Raw genomic sequence first — 18,988 nt, 5'->3', positions numbered from 1 at the left:
CAGTTGGCTGAAAGAGTTCCGTCGTATTGCGACGCGATATGAGAAGTTGGCCCGTAGCTTTTATGCGATGGTATGCGTAGCTTGCATACGCCGCTGTCTACGAGCCGACTTTTCGTACAGAACCTAATAGCCACTAAGCCCTCACAGACCCATTTCCAAACACATGCTAGCTTTGAGCTGCATCATCTTTAAGTTTTTTCGCTACATCATGGCTAGTACGGTTGTTCTTGCTCGGCATACTTCCCAATTGACGAAATATGACATCTCGAGCTGCACTCAACAGCAGAGGATCCGCATCGACTGTTAGCCCATCTTTCTTTTGTAACACTGGCCACAGAAGCTTGTCCTTCAACACCAGCATTCCACTACGATCCGGCGCATCAAACTTCAGGTGCACACGTTGTCCATGTCGGTTGTTGACATCAGATCGGAACCGATCAATCTCAGCAATCTGGTTATTAGCTGTATCGGGGTTGGGTTTTAACTTCAGCTCGGCAAGGCTGGCGGACACGGTATCCATCATGATCTTCTGCTGACGCCCTATCCGATCATCTTGTCGTTTGGCTAACGGGAGGGGGCGCGCTACCAGCTCAATCTCGGATTCTTCACCAATTTCAACGCCAAAGGCTTCCTCGAAGGTTTTCAGGTCATAGTCGGCTACGCGCACTGATGCCAGTGGTTTGCGCGTTTGCCATGCGGCTTGCACCGCTTCCATTGGTTGCAGCATGTAATCCAGCAGCTTCTCAAAGACAGGGTCACCAAAGGTCGCAAAGTGCAATTTGCGATGATCAGATTCTCCAAGACCATGCTCATAGAGCCCTCGGGAGGTCGTAAGCAATACCTCCTTAGGTAGCCCGGGGATGTCTACCATCCGGTAAGCATCCCCATGCTTGAAGTTTTCGATACCGCCCCCTAGCGCTCTAAGGTACTGACTCTCACGAATGGCCTGCCAGATATCCTCCAGAGTCGCCGCCATCGGCTCTACACGACGCTGAGCCTCAAGATGCTCATAGGCCGCCTTCTGCTCTTCCGCCTTGAACTCAGTGAGCTGTTGTCGCTCCTTGATACGCTCGGCATGCTGCTGGGCTCGGCGAATCAGCTCCTCTTCATCGATCTTGCCTTCCTCACCTTCTGCCTTGGCGAAATCCTCGAAATCCTCTGGCTGGATGGGCAGAAGCGAGAATTGCAGCTCGCCGGATACAGTAAGTGCCTCACGGAAACGCCTGACCAAGCGCGAGTACACCACCTCTTCCACGCTATCCTGGTAGAGGTAGTTAAGCACGTGAATGTGCTCGTGATGCTGACCGATACGATCTATGCGGCCGATGCGCTGCTCCAGCATCATCGGGTTCCAGGGTAAATCGAAGTTGATCAGCAGGTCAGCGCTCTGCAGGTTCAAACCTTCTGCTGCCGCATCTGTACATAGCAGGATGTCGATGTTTCCAGCGACGAAACGTTGCTTGATCGTTGTGCGATCAAGACTTTCAGGATGGTACTCATCAGCACGGCGCAGGGTACCGCCAGCTCCGGAGAAGGTGCCGATTGGACACCCAGGGAGTAGCCGCCTCAACTCGTTATGAAGGTAGTTCATGGTGTCGGCGTAACGTGTAAACAGTACCAACTGCCGTACACGGTCGGTGCCATTGGTTCGTCGCTTTTCGATGTCCTTCAGTAACTGCTGCATCTTAGACGGCGTCGTCGGGAGCCGGTCCATTGTGGAAATCAAACGGGCTACAGCGCCCTGCTCCCACGTCAGATCACTTTCGGTGCGATGCTTGAGGATCAACCCTTCGACCTCTTCATCACCTAGCTCTTCCAACTCTTCCCGATCGGCATCATTATTGGTGAGCTGCTGAGCCTTGTGATCCAGGGTTTGCTGAATTTTAACCAGCCGCCTCTCGAGAGAACATCGCAGTGCATGGAAAGAAGACGAATAACGGAGGCGCAGGAAGCTGAGATAGAAACCGATAGCCGCTCTCTGTTGACCCTCTTCCATGTTGGCCGCCATATGGCTGGCCAATTCGGCACAGTAAGCCTGAAGCTCGTCATAGACCTCACGCTCCACCCTAGCAAGGGGGATGATGCCCGGGTGGACTTCCCTCCATGCCAGGTTGGCATTCAGTAGACCTTCCCGCTGATAAGCGCGCAGCAGCGAGCGGGTGTGGCGGAGCATGCTGCGGCCCAGCGGTGCCAGCAGGCTCAGCGCCGGTTGAACTTCACCCCAGCCAAATATAGGCTCCTCCCAGCGCTCCACAAAGTCATCCAAACCGCTCTTACCAAAAGTAGAGAGCACATGCTGATGCACGAACTGCCACTGCTCTGGCGATGACGCACGGACATTGTTCAGGTAGCGGCGTAGCCACTCGCTTTCGTAGTCCGCCATGGGATCGTTGTTCAGCAGCTTGTCCCGTACACGGTAGAAGATCTCGCATAGGTCTTCGGAGAACTGTACGGCGCCTGCGGAGGGCATCAGCTTCAGCAGATCAAAGGCCTCGACCCGATTGAGCTGCATCGGTGTGGCCGTGGCCAGCAGCAGAGTCTGTGACATTCTATAAAGCGAGTTCTGCAGCTCTTGGTAGAGCTTATTGAAGCGAGGCATGGTGGTCTGGTTGTCGGGCGTCTGGCGCCTGGCCTTGTGGGCCTCATCCACCAGCACCAAATCCGTCTCTGGCAAGCTCGACAGCAATCGGCCTCCATGGCGATTGATAACCAAGCCAGTAGAGATGATTTCCAGCGGGGCATCGAACATCTGTCCATCGCCCTGGATGGGCTCGCCGCTGAGCATGTCAAGACGCTCCCAGCGCCCCTTGCGAGACGTGCGCCTCACGAAGGGCAGGAAGAACTTCTCGGCCATCTCAACCAGCCACTGCGAGGTCAACGAGGCCGGGGCAAACACCCGTATTGAGCTGGCACGGCCACAGAGCCAAAGGGAGCGGAAAGCCAGGCCCGCCTCGATGGTCTTGCCGAGTCCCACCTCATCACAGAGCAGATGATTACATGGATAGGTGTCCAGCAAGCGGCTGGCCACGAAGCGCTGATGTGGCCAGGGCTTGATGGGCGTAGTTTCGATTCCGACTCGTTCGCCACCGGGAAGCAATGGTGCCAAGCGGATTATGGCGAAGCGAAGACGCTCGGACAGGCTAGGCTTGAGCTCGTCATTCTCACGGAATTGGTGTGGATCCCGCGACAACGGCGTGCCATCGATCTCAAATAGCCCACTGCTGCGACTGGCGATTCTTACCAGCTCAGCCTTGACCGCATCGGGCAGAGAGAACGTTTTGATAGCAGGATGCTTTCCCTCCCACAGTGCGAGAAAGCTGCGATGCTTTTGTGCGAAGAGCTTGCGATTCCAGTCTTCCCACGAGGGCTGGACGGTGATGTTTTCGGCATTGATGGCAAGCGCCGTTCGAGATTCATTCAACGACCCCGAAATGAACAGCTCATCCTGGTCATCGCCAATGATCGCCCACTTCTCATGCAGGTAACCATCCTGCGCAAAGCCCAGCGGCTGTGGGGTACCATCCTGAGCATGTACACGCAGCCCCACCCGTATGGATAGGTGGCCATTGGCAACCATCCACGCCAGTAGTTCTACGCCATGACGCAATTCCGTAGGCCACTGCTGGGATGACTCGATCTGAGCCAGCATCACCTGACTGGCACGTTGCTCATCGCCTTTCAGAATTGCGGCGGCATCTTCAGGATCGAGCTGCATGCCTACCACGAGGCGCGCCACACCGCCGTTCTCGACGAAACGTGAAAACCCTTGAGACGCTGCCGCGAGAGACGAAGAAGTAAAGTAGCCGGCCACACGGTCATAGCGGCTCGCCCGCCTTAGTGCAGGGATATAGAAGTCATGCAGCACATCGACCAGCTTGCCATCCTCGCGAATGTCAGAGGTGGCGTAGCTGGGTTCCCAATCGAAGTCACGAATTGCCATACTTAGTCTCACTTACAAAAATTCTGGCCCGTGCAGCTCATCCGTACACGTTAGAAGACAGCTCATTCCACTCCACGCCCTTAAGCGCCAGTGCTCCTCGATTTGTTGCACAAAATCAGCGTGAACCAGCTTGGCGCGGTGTTCACACCACTTTGGCTCGTCCTGGCGGATCACGAGGCCTTCAGCTTGCCATCCCGATAGGCGGTGCGAGCGCTATGCATGTGACCTTCCAGCTCCTTGAGAGTGAAACTCCCACGCTCGAGTAGTGGCACCGCAGCCAAGCCCCGACTGGCCAAGGCATTGCATCTTTCTTGGTTCCAGAATCGCTGGGCCTGGCGATCGTAAATATCGAAAACCATGAACCAATCCGGCAAAGCGGCATAACCCAGCGAGTGGCGCGCAGCGCACCACTCGCCGAAGAGAATGACGTGATCGGGGAAATGCTGCTGGGACACCGCAAGGTGCTGCATCAGCCACTGGTTCAGACGAGAGAACTGACCGCGGTAAGGCGCCTCAAGGTAGGCGCCACGGTTCTGTACACGCAGCTGGCCTTCATCTCCCCAGGAAATACCTAGATTAGCACCGTCGAGCTTCTCCTCTACCAACACGTCGCCCGCTAGCAGCGCTTCGACCTCTGTGGGATCGAGCAGCTTGTCGTCGCGAGGCTCTCCCTTGCCGAGCCAGACAAGGTGCGGGGTGTGGGGGAAACGGACCGGTGTCCCTCCCCCTCCATGCCTTGAAATTCTGCAGTCGCAGCTCAGTAAGCATGGGCCAATCTCCTTACAGCTCGTAGTCGATCAGTTGGGCTTCGCGCTTGAGCTCGTCGTCGCGGCACTCCTTGGCCCAGACCTTGAGCAGGCCACGCAGGGCATCGCTGTCGCGCTTGCCATGCTGGGTCAGGAAGTTACGTGCGGCCACGATGCCGCCGCCGCGGTAGGTAACGATCAGCCCACCAAGCATATCCCACAGTGTCTGCGGATTCTCCAGACGCGCAGCGGCACGCTCTTCCGGCTTGAGCAGACGCAGCTTGTTACCCTTGATGGCCAGCGGGGCGGCGCGCTCGTCTTCACCAACGTTGGCGTAGGCCACCATGTCATCGCTGACTCGGTAGTTGCCGTTGCGGTTCTGCAGGCGGAAGCTGAGAGAGCGGCTCATCTGCAGGGCATCATCGAACGCGAAGTCGCCCAGGCCGTTGATGCCAAGCGCGATCACGGCCAGGCGGGATTCGGAATCCAGATCATCGACGGTCACCAAGCCACCGGATAGGCGGCTGACCTCCTCCTCGGCCACCACGCGGGCCGCTTCCTGCATGGCCCGGGTGGGCGGCACGTCTTCGTCGCCATCCTGCACCGGCCAGTGGGCGGAGTAGACCCGCAGGGCACGCCCCCAAGAGGCGATCATTCGATCGACAGGATTTAGCTTGAGGCGCTCGAACTCGCCCAGACCTTCACGCACCGCGGTTTCCAGCTTGCCCTTGACCTCATAGGCCCAGCTGGAGGGCTCGCGATCCCCGCGGTCTGCCGGACGGCAGGCAATAAAGATCGTCGATGCTGCCGAAGCCATATTCATTTGGTGGGTAGAGTAGCCGCTTTCCGACTCGACCGGCATACAGGCCGTAATGTCCCAGCCGGACTGGATCAAGGCATTGGTCAGCGTTTCCCACGCATCGGAGCTCTTGTGGGTAAACATCAATGTCATGATGCCATCCGACTTGAGCACCCGCTTGCTCTCAGAAAAAATGCCCTGCATTAACTCCTCGTAGCGCACCTTGGCATTCTTAGCTGAACCATCACGTGCCGGATTGGCGACTGCCTCCAGCGCTTTATCGGTCACTTCGTGATCGAACCAGCCAGGGTAGAGGTCTCCCAAAGAACGCTTGTGCCATACATAGTAAAAATCTGATAGCTCACTGTACTGAACGTTATTATAATACGGGGGATCCATGACAATAGCGTCGACACTATAACTCTCAACATACGGCATACTTGTGGCAGAACCCCGAACAACATTCACAGGATGACCATTTTCATCACCTTCAAGTTCTTGATAGGCGTCGCACAACTCCTTGTAAGCCTTTTTTACTTGATTACCTCCCCAAATCAGAGCTGATGATTTGCCAGCATACACCATTTCGCCAAAAGTCCACTTTAGCGAAAAATCGTGGCGACCAAACCCGCCTTTCACTACGCCACGAGTATACTCCCAGCGAGTCTGACGACTATTGTAATCTGTAACCTTATCCAACATAAACTGAAGATATGTTATTACAGCACACCCTTTCTCTTCACCCAGCTTATCAATAATTTTCGGCTTAACGTCATGCAATGCCTCCATGACAGAAAGATGACCAAGCAACTGGCGTGGCGTGAACATATCAGCCCAGGTCGGCATGCCATAGTTAACTGGGCGCATATCGTTACCCTGCGGGAATGGCTCGTTGGGAACCAAACCTTTAATATCGAAGTCAAGCCGCCGCTCCTCCAACTCAACTTCTGCATCTTTCAGCGCCTTAATGTCTACCTCATTTGGCGCTCTAAAGTAACGTACTTTGTGAGACTTAGCTTCTCCCTTACGAGCACCTGTCGCGAAACGTTGAACATTACCATGCTTATCCAACTTAGGCTCTAAGCGAAGAGCAACTACGCAGTATAAAATATCTTTCCATTTGCCAAACTCTGACTCTCCTCGGGCCTGTCGCTTGATCTCATCACCTGAAATCGCCTGATGGCAATGCACACACTGTCCTACACCGCGAGAAACAGTACCAGCGTCCAGGTCCTCGGCATTAGGACCTCGATCTCCACTAGTGACCTCAACCGGCTCAAACCGCACCGTTTTGTCAGGCTGCGGCTTAACCACTATACAGCTACTTTCACCTTGCTTAGAAAGCCAAAAGGCATTGAGAAGCGGAGCATCACCATGGCAGTGCGGGCAAGTCACTTGCCGACAATAAAGATAATCAACTATATCTTCTTGATTAAAAAATTCCTGCTCAGCCTCAGATAGCTGACCAGGCAACGAAACAGTCTTTTGGCCAACTGAAGCCAAGCTCTGCCCCAGGGCGAAAAATGGCTTCAAATAGTCATCAACAGAAACTAGAATCCTATTATAATAAAATTCGATATCCTCAAGGAGCGGATAGCCATATTTAACGGGAAAATCCAAGGTTGCCTTCAAGATCACTGCTGCTACCGGGTTCAGCTCATTGGCAATCACACGATGCCCCGACCGAATAGCCTCAAATGGTATCGACCCCCCTCCAGATGTCGGATCAAGGATGACTTTTTGCTGACTATCTTCAACTGGGCGAACAGGCTGGGAAAACGCCCTTGGATAATTATAGGCATCTCCTGAAAACCTAATACCATGCTGCTTGGTAAAAAGCATTTTATCTTTTGCCCAGGCTGGATCCCCTGTGGCCGACTCAACCCTCAAAACCTCTCCAACTTCAACTTCAGGAAGCTCTACTGACTCATTCCCCCAAGCCAGAACAACTGGATCATTCTTCAAGGAAGAGTCGCTTTCGAGCAACTTAATAATTTGACGCCTACTTTCCTCCCTAACCTTCGCTTCACGTTCATAGGCACGCAGAACTACGCCATCAACCTCTAAGCTCAACTTTCCGCCAGCATCCATGATTCTCTGACGAATCTTGTCTTCACCAATCACCCATGGAACACCGTGCACGTCCGCAACCAACACCTTGATGCCTAGGCCTGTAACAAACGCGTCAGGATCGGCGTCTGAGGGCAGGAGTGAGGCTAACACTGCTGCTCTACTGGGTGTTAGCGGCCTTCTTGCCCACCACACATGCAGATAGAAAATCGGTGGCATTACATTACTGGCACCTTTCTCACGCTGCGTCTCAGCACCAACCTGGTGGCAGGGAAAGCCGGCTTCGATCAGGCGCTGATCGTCGATCAATGACTGGGCGGTGCTGGTAGTCGGCATGCTGTTAGCAGTCAGGCCTGATTCGTTGACGTCCATACTGTTGCTTCCTCTAATAAGGCGACAGCCAGGCAACTGGCCTGGCTGATCATTCGTTCTTGGCGCTGCCATTCATGACCCGGCTAAGCTGCCTTTTCCAGCCCGCTCTACGAGCCACATCGATTCCTATCCTCAACCACGAGCGCGCACTTTCTCCAGGATGCGCGGCACGCGCTTGTCACCGGCCTCGCCGCAAAGCAGCATGCGTAATCCACTGGTGGCCCAGCTGCGCAGCGCCGGGTCGGCGGTGGTCACATTTGCCAGCCAGTAGACGGCCTCTTCCCGGGAGAACATCGTGACCCGGCGGCCGATCAACTCAATCCGATCGACGTCCTTGACCTTGGTCTGCAGACGGAAGAACAGCGCCAGGCGCGCACCGGCGGTTTCATCCAGGGGAAAGTTGATATCGGTCTGCTTGAGCCCCTGGGGGGACATAAAGCGCTCCAAGCCCAGCGGTATGCCTTGTTCGTCCTTTACCTCTTCCAGGATGCGCTTGAGCACCGGCAGGCAGGCACGCGCGCTCTCGCCATGCAAAGTGCCACGCTCCACGTGCTTGGCGCGGGGGTTGGTCAGCCCTTCGGTATCGTCGCGATCTTCCGGGGCGATGCGCTCCTTGATGACCAGAACCGGGGGCGGCAGATCCTTGTGACGCGTCAGGCGCAGCACATAGGGCGACCGCCTGGCCAGCTTGACCAGCTGCGCTTCATCGGCCTGTGAGCTCTTGCGACGCCCGCGGGGCGCCGTCTTGGTGGCGATGGTGGCCATCTGTCGTATTTATCCTTCCAGTTGCTCGAGCATCTTGGTGAACTTGCAGTTCTGATTCAGCTCACCGAGGGTCAGACGGACCTGATGCTGTTCAGTAGTAAAGCGTAAACGGCTATTCAGGGCTGCGAACAAGGAGCGGCTCTCTACCAGACCACCTACCGTGGTAGGGCCCATGGCCAGCTGGAATCGCCCCTTATCAGGCGTTTCGGCTGAAATCTGCAGCGTGTGCACCTCAGTGGTGGACTGGCTCAAGGCTGTTCCCGCCAGCAGATTGAAGAGCTTTTTGACCTTATCAGGAGTCTTGAGCATGAAGGAGCGATTCTCGACCTTGGGCTTGCTGATCCAGCCGCGAGCCTGAGCCGTCTGGTAGGGCACCACGATTCCGCCCTTCACGCCGCCAACGGGTACAGTATCGCCTGTCATCGCATGCTCGGGGTCGGCTTCACCTTCCTCGTTGAATGCTTCCTGCGGATAGGCCGCCAGTTGCCGCTGAGCGAAGAGGTTCTCCAACTGCTGCTGGTAGACGTGTGGATCGACCTTGTCGTGCTCCTGCTCGATGATCTGCGGTAGCTGGCTGAGGTCGACCTGATCGCGGCTCTGGATGGTCTGCTCGATCCAGGCAGCGACGGTGTTGGGGTCGCGTACGATGCTTTCCAGCCAGCCCAGCTGCTTGGCGTGCTCCTTGGTGCAGAGGATCCAACCTTCGCCGTCCTTCTCCAGAGGCTCTACCGTCAGAGGCGGCAGGTTGTCCTTGTAATAGAGCGCATCGGGCTTGTGGGCCTTCTTATCGGGCATGTGGCCCAGACACCAACTGCTGCGCTTGGCACCTTCTACCAGTACGGTGGCCAGCAGCGCTGGACGTTGCAGGATCGGCCAGTTGCGGCGCGTGGCGAAGCGCTCCACGAGGTCACTGACATTGACCTGCTTTTGGTTCTCGAAGAACAGCTTGCCGAGCAGAGTCGCCGCTTCTGCGGTGGAGGCACGTTCCTCGGTGACCAGCTCGCCTTCCCCGGCCAGCTGCTTGAGTATGGCATCTTCCAGGTGCAGGCCGCTTGAGCCGCCTGCAGTGGGGCCGGCACCACGCTTGCCCAGATCGCGCACCACCACGCGCCCACCATCGCGCCCCGGGTAGATCAGGAAACGATAGGCTTCATCGATGGCCGTGCGCAGCTCAGCCGGGCTTTTGGCGGCCCGCTCCTTGAATTCACCCTTCTGGAGCTGGTTGTGGCTGACGCCCCAGTTTTCGGGATTTTCCTTTAGACGCTCCACGGCGATAGCCTTGCGCGCCAGAGTCAGAATGTTCTGCCGAGTACGGTGCTCCTGATGAGTACGCGCTTCCGGCCAAATCGAACTGGCAATGTGAGTGGTGCTGGAAGCCAGCAGGAATACTTGATTTTGATATTCGCGAACTGCTCCAGCGCGTCGCTCAATGAAACGCGCAGGATCAAGTTCTTCCACCTCGAAGGCGATGATACCCAGCTGTGGCTTGCGCGTCTTGTCGGGAACCCCTTCGCCATCATCGATATTGGGATGAATATCAAATACGGATGACTGCTTGATCAGCCCCCGAACCACCTGCTCGACACGCGTCATGGCCTCCGGGTAGGCCACGCTGCCTTCGATACGACGCAGGATATTGTTGAGCGTCGGCACGGTGTCGGCATACAGCCGGCCGTTACGCTCGCGGAGGTAGTTCGCCTCACGCTCGATGGTTTCTAGGGCGGAACGTACTGTGGCCGGCTTTATGGCGGGTGAAGCCATCTCATAGACCGCCGTGGTAATGTCGATACCGAACTTCTCGTCCCGCAGCCCCCCCCCGCGACCGATCAAGCTATGCAGGAAGACCACGCGCCAAGCCCACTCATGCACCGGATAGCTATCGGGGTGAGGGTTGGCGGCATCCAGTTCGCCCGCCACGGTGCGGCTGGTAGACTGAGTGCCCGAGACCTTACTGATATCGGAGTCGAGCACGGCGACGAAATCGGTATTCTCTGTTTTGCCCAGCAACTCGCTACGGATGGTGCCATCGGAAAGATCGATGTGACCGGTCTGGATCAGAGGAATGGCCAGCTTGGCCTCCCAGATCCGACGTACAGCCCGTGCCAGGGTACGCAGCAGGCCGCGGGTGCCCTGGAAGCTCTCCACCTGTGCCAGCTCCTCGGAGAGGAACTCGATCAGCGTAGGGTGGAAGGGATAATGAGCCACCAGTCGATCGTGCAGCTGCGGGTCGTTAGCGCCGGCCGGCAGGTCGGTACCTGCCTGGCGGTAGGTCTCGATGAACGCCGAGGCCATGTCGCTCGCTGCCTCGAAATCGACCGATACGAACAGGCGCTTGGCCATGATGCGCGATAGGTCGCCCTCCTGCACCGGCGTCGTAGCCTCGGAGGAGCGGTTGACGACGTCCAGCACACCTCGCTGGGCTTCCTGCACTATCGCTTCGGCCTCCGCAGAACTCATGCTGTGAGTGGACTGCAGCTTGCGGATCAGCTTGTTGAAATCGCCGAAGGCATTGGTCGCCGAGGCTAAGCTCAGTACCACTGCTACGTTGGGCTTGCCAGCGGCATAGGTCGAAAGCGACATCAGGAAGGCGGCGGTCTGCTCGGCACCAATACCGGGGAAAGCTGCTTCCATTCGCGACAGATACTGGGCGATCTCATCAATGATGATCAGCGTCGGCCTGTCGCCGAACAGCGTCTCGAAGAACTCATCCGAGGCCGGCGCAGAGGCGTCATCAAGACGCGATTGAATCGAGGATTGCTGCACTGCGGACAGCGTCTGTTGAGCAATCTGCCACCAAAGAGTGTTTGGCTTGGAAGACGAACCTCCGGCAGTTTCCCTTAGCGTATCCACTGTGTCGCCGATGATCCCCACTACCCGTACCTGATTAGGCTCCGGCAGCCGCTCAGGCGCCACGATCCCTGTCATGTGCTCAGCCAGCGGCTTGCCCTGCATGGCCGCGTGGGCAAGAGCGATCAGGGTATGGGTCTTACCCCCGCCGAAGGCAGTATCCAAACGCTGTATGGCTGGCCGGGACAAGTCGCCGTTGGTCAGCCTAGCCAAAGCGTTGTCCAGAATTGTACAGAGGCCCTGGGTCGGGTGCGTGGCATCCCGGAAGAAGGCTACTGGGTCAGAGTAGAGTGAATTGGCACCTTCCCGTGCCTCGCCCTTGCGATAGTCGCCCAGTACGCGGCTCAGACTCGCAGTGAAGATCTCGGGATTGAAGGTGCCTGCCAATATCTCAGGGCGTGGTTTACAAGTAAAAATAACGTTCTTCATCTACTGCTCCCTGCATCAATCAGATATGCCGAAATTATGGCTCGAACGCGAGGCGATAAAGCGTCTACTTCCTATAATCAACCATGCTGGCTAACCACTAGGACGTCACCAACGTATGAAGTCAATCAAGTGGACGCAGATGAAAATTGGTAAGACGCACAAATTCAAATCGGTGAATAGCTACCGCACGGCACTCAACGAATGAGCACCGTCTCGTCCCAACCTCAGCATCCAGCCGGGACCTACGCCATGGATAGACCAGAATGTAACGTTCTTTCGTGATCGCTAATTGTACCGGAGTCCAGGCCTAGAGAGATAACGTGTTAACTGTCACCACCCATCTGTGTCGCCTGAACGGTACAGTGGATACCCATCCAGGCATTGATCTCATCCCGCTCTCCCCCTCTCGACAGACTAGCCAGCGCCCCCTCGAGAATGGCTGACGCCTGAGCAAGTGAACCTCTGGCGCCATGTATCATGGAACGCGTATAGATATGTAAGATATTGCCGCCAAATCCCAAAATGCACTTTCCCCAACCTCACGGGAAATTTCCGCCCAGGCCCGGAAAATTCCGGATCTTCAGGCCCTCCACATCGCTAACCTACTGATTTATATAGGAACTGGTGATAAGGGAGGCTCCAGATTGCCTCGTTTCGTCTCACAGACCAAAACGCATATTGCACCGCAGCAAAAACAGGCGTATCACTGTACTCAGGTTCCTTACTTGGAGAGCACAATGGCTAAACAACCTGCCTGGTCAGAGTTGGTCCCGACGACGCCGGCTGCGATGTTCGATGTCTGGAAGCTGGGCACGACGTCGGTGGAGATGTGGTCGACGGCCATGTCGACCATCATGTCGCGCACTCAGCTGTGGGGAACCCAGTCACCGCTGGACCCGAAGATGATCACCGAGAACCAGAAGATGGTGTCGGAGAAGATCGCGGCCAGCTGGGAGATGTGGTTCGTGATGCAGAAGGCGTGGATGAACGCGATGACGGGCGGCAAGGTGGCGCCGTGGTGGACGACGGGCACCCTCTTCATCAAGCCGTTGCACAAGCGTACGACGGCCAACTCGCGCCGACTGTCGTGAGAGGCGTTGCATGACTTGCAGCTGCGGCCGATAGGCTGTGAGCTGAGATGCGCCCAGATGCGCTCAGATACGCTTAGTTGCCACAACGCAAGACGGGAGCCCTGGTGGCTCCCGTCTTGCGTTATGCACTGGCGATGATTTCAGTTCATTGCCCTGCACTTTGCTTTGCGTGCCCTTTCCGCTGCGTGCCCTTTCCGTACTCTTTCTTCTCCGGCCCTTTCTTTACCTATTCCTTCTCTGGCACGCCGCCAGCAGGCGGCTGGTCTGGCTCGAGGGTTTCGTCTTCAGCGGTCAGGCAGGCTTGCCAGATGCGTTCGGCCACGCGCTGGTCATGCTCGGCGTGGCGGAAGAGGCAGATGTCCAGCGGTGCGGTGTGGCTATCGTCGCTGATGATGACGAGGCGCCCGGCGGCCAGCTCGTCGCGTACGGCGCGTTCCGGCACCCAGGCGATGCCGCTACCGGCGAGTGCGCCGCGCTTGAGCACGTCAGACATCGAGCATTCGTAGCGGAAGTTGAGTCGTGCGGCGAGGTTCTGGCGGCCAATGATCAGGGCGGTCAGTCGACCGAGATAGCTGTCACTGGAGTAGCAGAGATAGGGTTGCGGCGTGTCGCTGTCGAGGGAGTAAAGGGCCTGGCCTGCGTCATCGACGGCGCTGACGGGCACCAGTCGCTCGGAGCCGAGCACGATGGAGGGATAGCGCACGATGTCGGTGAGCGTCGGGAGTAGCGGGCTGTTGTAGGCCAGCATCAGATCACAGTTGCCGCTGATCAGGGCATCGACACAGCCGGCGACGTGGTCGGGCACGATGCGTGCCTTGAGATTGCCCAGTCGGTTTTGCAGCTGTTCATGCCAGTCGACGAAGAAGCTGACCGCCAGCGTGTGCGAGGCGGAAATCGAGACGACTTCTTCTATCTTGGGCACGAAGCCGAGCGCTTCATCGCGGCCGACGCGCAATACCGAGAGCGCATCCTGGGCGGTGCGCTGGAAGGATTCGCCTGCGGGGGTCAGGCCGACGGGAAACAGGCTGCGGTCGATCAGGGTGGCGCCGACCCAGTATTCCAGATTGCGAATACGACGGCTGAAGGCCGGTTGCGTCACGTTACGCAGGGTGGCGGCGCGCGAGAAGTTACGCGTCACCGCCAGGGTGAGGAAGTCTTCCAGCCAGTTCATTTCCACGGCGAGCACCTGAAGAGAGGCATGAATGAGGCAAAGGCACACAGCGAGCCTGCGTGAGCGCAGTATATCGCGTCGCTGCGTGTCTTTTCTTCAAGCTCTCTTCACTGGCTTGCCTGATGGATGCAGCGCTGATCAGGCCTCGGCTTGCGCCAGTGCCACACAGCGCTGCGCGAGAATTTCCGCGGGGTCGAGCAGCGCTACCCGCTCACGCAGTGCCGTATCAAGCTCGATCAACGGAAGCTCGGTACAGCCCAGGATGATCACTTCTGCGCCCCGCGCCAGCAGGTGGGAAATGGCAGCCTGCAGATGCTCGCTGCACTCCCCTGTCGTATGGCCCGCCTTCACGCCGTGATGCCCGTAGATTGCCTCCATCACCTGGCTCTGACAGCGCGCATCGGGCACCAGCGCTTCACGCCCCGAGGCCTCGATGATGTCGTGGTAGACCCGACTGGTCACGGTGCCGCTGGTCGCGAGCAACCCGACCCGCGTCACCGGCGTCTGCATCGCCGCGATATGGTCAACCACCGCCGTCAGCATGTTGATGATCGGGATGCCGATATAGGGCTGGATACGCGCCACGAAGGCATGCGCGGTATTGCAGGGAATCGCGATGGCATTGGCGCCATCGGCCTCCAGCCGCTGACAGGTCGCGAGCATCGGAATGCTCGGATCTTCGCCCTTGCCGATCAGATTGGCGGTGCGATCGGGAATCTGCGGATTCTGCTCCACCACCATCTTGAGGTGGTCCTGATCGCGCTCGGCACGCGTCAGGCTGACCACCTTGCGCATGAAGTCCACCGTGGCCGCCGGCCCTACCCCACCGAGCACACCGAGCTTGAAGTTGCGATTCTCGCGCTCACGGTCCACGCCCAGGGCGTATTCGGCGTAGATGAGATTGGAGTCAAGCAGGGGCACCGGTACCAGCGGCTGCAGCGATTCCATCAGCACCGGAATCTCGCTCAGGCCCGGCACGATGATCTCCGCGCCCTGACTGACCAGGTCATCACAGGCCTCGAGCAACAGTTGCAGACACTCGCCACCATGATGGCCGCTCTTGATGCCGCTGGGCCCATAGATGGCCTGCATCAGGGCATCACGCTGCAGCGTGGCATCGGGGTAGATGACCTCGAGGCCGCCAGCTGTCGCGGGGCTGCCGTCTTGCGTGGCCTCCGGCTCACCGAAGCGCTGCTCGAAGATGCCGGAGGCGCGCACGTAGCTTGAGGTCAGCACGCCGATCTTGCGCACCTCGGGATAGTCGCGGCGAATGCGCGCCAGCAGCGCATCGAAGATATCGACGACGTTGAAGCTGATTTCCGGGGTGATCTCGGCCAGAAAGGTATGGGAGAGAAAGCATGGCACCATCGCGTTCTCGACCTTGCCCTGCATGTCCTTGAGCACGTTGTAGACGTAGAACTTGCGCCGCAGCGGATCATAGGCCTCCGCGGCGATTCCCGGACCATCATCGAAGTGGCGTTGCTCGAAGGCGATATCCACCCCGCCCGGCGGCTTGCAGTACTGCGCCGCGCGCACCGTCTTGAGCAGGACATCCGCGCTGCCGATCGCCCCCAGGCCACCCACGACGCCGTAGCGAACGACAGAGGGACTGGCTTTATGTGAAGGTGCGTTGGGGCGTTCCATGACGATGTTCTCCTGATGTCGTTGACACGCTAATCACGCGGATGCCGACAAGCCGATGATGATGACGCGGTGGGTGTTCAGACAAGAGTGCTCAACTGAGCTCTGAGCGCATGACGTGGGGTGTATTGAAGACTTCCTCGTCCAGCTCGCCTTCGCTCTTGGCCACCAGGCAGCTGACCGCGCAGTCACCCGCCACATTCAGGCCGGTACGTGCCATGTCGAGCACACGATCGATACCCGCGATGATGGCAACGCCTTCCAGCGGCAGACCGACGGAGGTCAGCACCAGCGAGAGCATGATCAAGCCGGCACCCGGCACACCGGCAGTACCGATGGAGCCCAGCGTCGCGGTCATGATGATGGTGACGTATTCGGTCATGCCCAGATCGACACCATAGGCCTGGGCGATGAACAGTGCGCAGACGCCCTGATACAGCGCGGTGCCATCCATGTTGATGGTCGCGCCCAGCGGCAGCACGAAGCTCGAGACACCTCGCTTGACGCCCAGATTCTGCTCGGCGGCCATCATGGTCACCGGCAAGGTGCCGGAACTGGAGGTGCTGGTGAAGGCGAGCATGATCGGCTCGACACTGCCCTGGAAATAGCGCAGCGGGTTCAAGCGCGCCAGGAAGCGCAGCATGCCGCCATAGACCACGATGGCATGCACGAAGCAGCCCAGATAGACGATGCCGATCACCTTGGCCAGCGGCGCGAGCATTGCCAGGCCATAGGTGCCAGCCACCCAGGTCATCAGGGCGAAGACACCGTAGGGCGTGAAGGCGATGATGATGCTGGTCATGCGATAGATGATTTCCGCCGCGGACTCGAAGAACACGCGCACCGGACGGGCTTTCTCATCCACCAGCGTGATGGAGAGGCCAAACAGGATCGCGAAGACGATGATCTGCAGCACATTGCCTTCGGCGAAGGCCTCGACGGCATTGGTCGGCACCAGCCCGAGCAGCGTATCGACGGCGGTCGGCGCTTCACGCACCTCGACATTGGCCGCGCTGCCCAGGTCGATCCCCACGCCCGGCTGGAAGACGGTGGCCAGCCCCAGGCCGATGGTGATGGCGACCGCCGTCATGCCCAGATAGAGCACCAGCGTCTTGACGCTCAGGCGGCCGATCTTGGAAAGGTTGTTGAGCGAGGCCACACCGGTGACCAGCGAGATGAAGACCAGCGGCACGATCAGCATCTTGATGCCGCGGATGAACAGGTCACCCAGCGGTTTGATATCGGCGGCGATATCGGCGCGCCCGGTCTGGTTGAGCACGATACCCAGCCCCAGGCCCAGAACCAGTGCGATGAAGATCTGCTTCCACAGCGCCAGCCGTGTCCAGGGAGACAGAAAGCGCGCAATGGGCCCGGGAGAGCGAGGCATCAGGGCGGAGGAAGAGCCTGAATCAGCCATGAGTGTTTCCTTCTTGTCATTATTGTTGGCTGCGCGTGGAAGCAGCGCAGAGTGCAGACTGATGGTGATACAGGCCCCTATCCCGCGACCAATTCTTTATTTGGATTTTCCATGCAAGATTTGCATGACGACGAATTCACCCCCTGCTGCGCGGCACGCCAGAGGTCATTTTCTGCCCTGACGCTGCGCACGCTTTTGACACGTTCGCTGCTGTAGAACGCAAGAAGCCCGCTCAAGGAGCGGGCTTCGTACACTGATCACAATATTCAAGGTGTTGCATCCACAAAGATCAGTGGCACCTTTCCAAGCTGTCGATCATGCCTCCGGCAGGCCGAGAGCCTCCTTGACAGCCGGCCAGGCAGGTTCGCCATCACGGGTGGTCACGCCTTCCAACCAGGCCTTGACCTTGGCCGGGTTGGCCTTCATCCACTCACCGGCGACCTCTTCCTGCGGCTTTTCTTCCTTGCCATAGCCGTAGATCAGCGCGCTCTGATCATCCGAGCTGAAGGCCAGCTGATCGAGCAGACGGGTCGCATTGGGGTGCGCTTCCGACCACGCCTTGTTGGCCAAGGTCTTCACATCACTGGCGCCGCCACCCGGGCCCCACATGTCATCCGGGTCGTCGAGGAACACCATGTCGTACTCGATGTTCATCCAATGCGGTGTCCAGCCGACGAACAGGATCCACTCCTTGCTCTTGGAGGAATTGGCCACGGTGGCCAGCATGCCCGGCGTCGATGACTCCTTGAGGTCCCAGTCGCCGAGACCATAGATATCACCGTCGACCCCCTTGTTGACGATCTCGCTGGAACCGGAGCCGATCTCGATGGAATAGATGGTCTTCTCGAACTTGTCGGCGAATTCCGGCTTGTCGAGGTCTTCGTTGGAGGTCACTCCGGCCTCAGCAACGTAGCCCGGCACCGCGAACCCGAGGCGCGCGCCTTCGACATTGTTGCCCATGTCGACCAGGGTGCCCTTCTCCATCGCGGCGTCGTACATGTTGCTCTGCGCCGGCAGCCAGGCGGCGAGGAAGGCATCCACCTCGCCCAGCGACATGCCTTCATAGGTGATCTGCGCGCCCAGCTGACGCGTGCTGGGGGAGTAACCCAGCGCTTCAAAGACTTCCGAGGCAATCTCGGTCTTCATGGTCACGCCCGGCCACGGCGGCGCGGAGAACACCACACTGGCATCTTCCGCGGCAGACGCCGGCGACGACAGCGTTGCCAGCAACAGGCCACTGCCCGCCAGCGCCATGCGCAGTGGCAGAGGTTTCAGCAGGTGGGACCTGGTGAAGGGAAACGACTTGAAGAAGGGGGGCGACATAGTGGACTTTCCTCGTTGTTGTTATGAATACGCCATTGTCATGAAAATGCGCGAATCAGACGCTGAGCGAAGATGACATCTTGATAAATGCCTCTTCTGAAGTGGACCCCAGAATTCGGACCAGGCGCTAAGCTCTGATCATACCGACCAGGAGAGCTTGATCATGAGCAGGAAACGTCGACAGTACAGCAGTGAGTTCAAAGCCAAGGTAGCCCTCGCCGCCCTCAAGGGAGAGCAGACCACGTCGGAAATCGCGGCCCGCTTCGAGATCCACCCCACCATGGTGAGTCAGTGGAAACGCGAACTGCTGGACAATGCCACCGGCGTCTTCGAGAGCAAGAGTTCCGGTAAAACCGCTCAGAAGACCCAGGAGGAGA

General features: G+C 58.0%; 11 protein-coding genes. 2 read left to right on the top strand and 9 right to left on the bottom strand.

The features are described from left to right. Positions 1–166: 166 nt before the first annotated feature. The 5 genes from IZU87_RS15995 to IZU87_RS15975 form a co-directional block, all read right to left on the bottom strand. Entirely contained in the window at positions 167–3,940 is a 3,774-nt protein-coding gene (locus tag IZU87_RS15995) for a helicase-related protein (protein WP_213115179.1), read from the bottom strand. Positions 3,941–4,110: 170 nt separating this feature from the next. Then, complete coding sequence (locus IZU87_RS15990; RefSeq protein ID WP_213115178.1) at positions 4,111–4,545, bottom strand: RNA ligase family protein; 435 nt, start codon at positions 4,543–4,545, stop codon at positions 4,111–4,113. A 175-nt stretch (positions 4,546–4,720) separates the two neighbouring features. After that, positions 4,721–7,927: a DUF1156 domain-containing protein gene (locus IZU87_RS15985; protein WP_213115177.1), complete on the bottom strand. Its 3,207-nt coding sequence runs from the start codon at positions 7,925–7,927 to the stop codon at positions 4,721–4,723. A gap of 132 nt (positions 7,928–8,059) precedes the next feature. After that, positions 8,060–8,692 (bottom strand): DUF7680 family protein, encoded by a 633-nt coding sequence (locus tag IZU87_RS15980; RefSeq protein ID WP_213115176.1) that lies wholly within the window; start codon positions 8,690–8,692, stop codon positions 8,060–8,062. A 9-nt stretch (positions 8,693–8,701) separates the two neighbouring features. Further along, entirely contained in the window at positions 8,702–11,968 is a 3,267-nt protein-coding gene (locus IZU87_RS15975; RefSeq protein WP_213115175.1) for a DUF499 family protein, read from the bottom strand. 737 nt (positions 11,969–12,705) lie between these two features. On the opposite strand from IZU87_RS15975, the gene IZU87_RS15970 reads away from it, so the two are divergent. Continuing rightward, positions 12,706–13,059, top strand: a complete 354-nt coding sequence (locus tag IZU87_RS15970; protein WP_043335079.1) for a hypothetical protein — start codon at positions 12,706–12,708, stop codon at positions 13,057–13,059. A 226-nt stretch (positions 13,060–13,285) separates the two neighbouring features. Here IZU87_RS15970 and IZU87_RS15965 read toward each other — a convergent pair whose 3' ends face one another. From IZU87_RS15965 to IZU87_RS15950, 4 genes are all read right to left on the bottom strand, one after another. Continuing rightward, positions 13,286–14,230, bottom strand: coding sequence for a LysR substrate-binding domain-containing protein (locus IZU87_RS15965; RefSeq protein WP_249330671.1), 945 nt, complete (start codon positions 14,228–14,230; stop codon positions 13,286–13,288). Positions 14,231–14,368: 138 nt separating this feature from the next. Then, the gene (cuyB, locus tag IZU87_RS15960) at positions 14,369–15,874 is read right to left on the bottom strand and encodes a cysteate racemase (RefSeq protein WP_213115173.1); all 1,506 of its coding nucleotides are present in this window, start codon (positions 15,872–15,874) and stop codon (positions 14,369–14,371) included. 91 nt (positions 15,875–15,965) lie between these two features. Continuing rightward, entirely contained in the window at positions 15,966–17,288 is a 1,323-nt protein-coding gene (locus tag IZU87_RS15955) for a dicarboxylate/amino acid:cation symporter (protein ID WP_249330670.1), read from the bottom strand. Between the two features lie 315 nt (positions 17,289–17,603). After that, a complete protein-coding gene (locus IZU87_RS15950; RefSeq protein ID WP_249330668.1) occupies positions 17,604–18,611 on the bottom strand; it encodes an ABC transporter substrate-binding protein in 1,008 nt (335 codons plus the stop codon). Positions 18,612–18,774: 163 nt separating this feature from the next. Between IZU87_RS15950 and IZU87_RS15945 the strand changes: the two genes are divergently transcribed. Beyond that, positions 18,775–18,988, top strand: a 214-nt coding sequence (locus IZU87_RS15945; RefSeq protein WP_213115172.1) for a transposase, incomplete at its 3' end; no start/stop codon positions are given.

Origin of the sequence: Cobetia sp. MC34, assembly GCF_018340035.1 — a bacterium.
Classification (GTDB): Bacteria; Pseudomonadota; Gammaproteobacteria; order Pseudomonadales; family Halomonadaceae; genus Cobetia; species Cobetia amphilecti.
The sequence above is the reverse complement of the archived record's forward strand: the minus strand, read 5'-3'. Positions and strand labels throughout refer to the sequence as shown.

What these genes read in the sequence shown, in the direction of transcription:
- IZU87_RS15995 (WP_213115179.1), bottom strand. Translation starts at nt 3,940, where the DNA reads ATGGCAATTCGTGACTTCGATTGGGAACCCAGCTACGCCACCTCTGAC.
- IZU87_RS15950 (WP_249330668.1), bottom strand. Translation starts at nt 18,611, where the DNA reads ATGTCGCCCCCCTTCTTCAAGTCGTTTCCCTTCACCAGGTCCCACCTG.
- IZU87_RS15965 (WP_249330671.1), bottom strand. Translation starts at nt 14,230, where the DNA reads ATGAACTGGCTGGAAGACTTCCTCACCCTGGCGGTGACGCGTAACTTC.
- cuyB (WP_213115173.1), bottom strand. Translation starts at nt 15,874, where the DNA reads ATGGAACGCCCCAACGCACCTTCACATAAAGCCAGTCCCTCTGTCGTT.
- IZU87_RS15955 (WP_249330670.1), bottom strand. Translation starts at nt 17,288, where the DNA reads ATGGCTGATTCAGGCTCTTCCTCCGCCCTGATGCCTCGCTCTCCCGGG.
- IZU87_RS15985 (WP_213115177.1), bottom strand. Translation starts at nt 7,927, where the DNA reads ATGGACGTCAACGAATCAGGCCTGACTGCTAACAGCATGCCGACTACC.
- IZU87_RS15970 (WP_043335079.1), top strand. Translation starts at nt 12,706, where the DNA reads ATGGCTAAACAACCTGCCTGGTCAGAGTTGGTCCCGACGACGCCGGCT.
- IZU87_RS15980 (WP_213115176.1), bottom strand. Translation starts at nt 8,692, where the DNA reads ATGGCCACCATCGCCACCAAGACGGCGCCCCGCGGGCGTCGCAAGAGC.
- IZU87_RS15975 (WP_213115175.1), bottom strand. Translation starts at nt 11,968, where the DNA reads ATGAAGAACGTTATTTTTACTTGTAAACCACGCCCTGAGATATTGGCA.